Source organism: Lishizhenia sp., assembly GCF_057456495.1.
In genome coordinates this window covers 1-1,920 of record NZ_JBVCPV010000309.1, presented here as the reverse complement: position 1 = coordinate 1,920, position 1,920 = coordinate 1, and the positions used below count along the sequence as shown (strand labels likewise).

General features: G+C 42.0%; 1 protein-coding gene. It reads right to left on the bottom strand.

Annotated elements, in window-relative coordinates:
• A partial coding sequence (gene pbpC, locus AC22ZQ_RS14395; protein WP_318959452.1) for a penicillin-binding protein 1C occupies positions 1 to 1,911 on the bottom strand: 1,911 nt, incomplete at its 3' end.
• Positions 1,912 to 1,920: the final 9 nt, after the last annotated feature.

The window sequence follows — 1,920 nt, the reverse complement described above, 5'->3', positions numbered from 1 at the left end:
ATTATGATTCACTCTTAGACCTTTGTCATTTATCAAAATATGATGGTGATAGGTACATACACCCAAAGGTTTTGCTACCATACTTGTTTCTGTTTTCATTTTCGGACAAGCCGGAGATGGGGCCAACCCTGAGGTAGCACAGAGCTCTATATTCCTTAGACTAGCCAAAGGTTTTTCAAACCATGCTCGCCTGTCTACATCCTGAAAAATATCAAACATCAAAGGAGCTGCCACAGAAGCACCGGTTAACCCTGGTCTACCCTCACCTTCTGCATTTCCAACCCAAACCGCCACCAAATAATTGGCATCATAACCTACAGCCCAAGCATCTCTATACCCAAAACTTGTCCCCGTTTTCCAAGCCACTTTGCGCGATGAAGAATACTGTCGCCAGCTCTCCTCCATTCCTGGTCGTTGCACTTCTTTCAACGCTTCAGTAACCATGTACCACGTGCCTTCTGCAAAGGAAGAAACAGGATGACGCAACTCTTCGCCTTTCCATATAGACATGTTCGAAGATGGAAAAAGTTCATTGCTAAAAAAGTTATTCAGCGTACGTACCTGTTTACTGTAGGCATGGGCTACATCCCATAAGGTCACCTCTGCTCCTCCCAATATTAAAGACAAACCATAATTGTCTGGCGAACGATTAATAGTAGAAAAACCTAAATCTTGAAGCGCATCATAAAAGCCCACTACGCCATAATCCTTTAAAATATTTGTTGCGGGAATATTCAGTGATCTTGCCAAGGCGTCTTTCGCAGGCACCACGCCATCGAAACTCTTGTTAAAATTTGAGGGAGCAAAACCTTGAATAGAAATGGGTACGTCCCTCAATAAGCTATTGTTGTGTATCATTCCTTCCTCTATTGCCGCAGCATATAAGAAAGGTTTGAGTATACTCCCTGAACTTCTCGGGGCTTGAATAAGATCTACATACTGTGCATTGGCACCCTCAAAATTGGCATTCCCCACATAGGCTTTTACCTCGCCTGACTTCACATCAATCACTAAAGCGCAGGCATTTCTAATTTCATTGTTCTCTAAAAACTTTACGTAATTATTTACACGTTGACTTACGCGTTTTTGCAAACGACCATTTATGGTAGAACTAATTCTGTGTCCATGTTTACCTTTACTATTCGCCAAACTCAACAAGTGGAAAGCAGAATTCGGCAAATCCAAAGGCTTTCCTGGCAAAGGCTCTAACAATGAAAGCTCATAGGTTGAAGCATCGATTACTTCATTTTCCTTTAACTTTTGAAGTAAACGGTTTCGTTTCGCTTTTAACTCTTCTGAATTTTTACCGGGTCGAATCAATGAAGGTGAGTTCGGCAACACCGCCAAAGTAGCATATTCAGCCCAAGACAATTGATGTAAAGGTCGATGAAAATAACGCCAAGCTGCTGTTTCTGCTCCTACGATATTCCCTCCATAAGGCGCGTGAGAAACATACATACGCAACACCTCTTCTTTGCTGTAACTGAATTCGAGTCGCACCGCCTGGTAAACTTCTATAATTTTCTCCCAGTAAGATCGCGCTTTGTTTTGTCGGGATAAACGGATTACTTGCATGCTCAGGGTGCTCCCACCACTTACGACTTTCCCCTCCTTTATATTTTGAAACAATGCACGAAAAGTAGAGACAGGGTTTACGCCTGGATGATAGTAGAAATACTCATCTTCAAAGTGTAGTATACACTGTTCTAATTCGTAGGGAATACCATCTACTTGTGGGAAACGCCATTGACCATCCTTTGCAATTTGCGCAGCCAGCAACTCACCCTTTTCATCATTTATGAGGGTAGAATAAGGCACGTCAAACAATCGACTTGGAAACGCGTAATAAAAAAGGAAGCCAAAGAGCAGTAACCCGATTAGCTTCCTTTTGTTTCTTTTTGATAATCTCATTCTTTAACT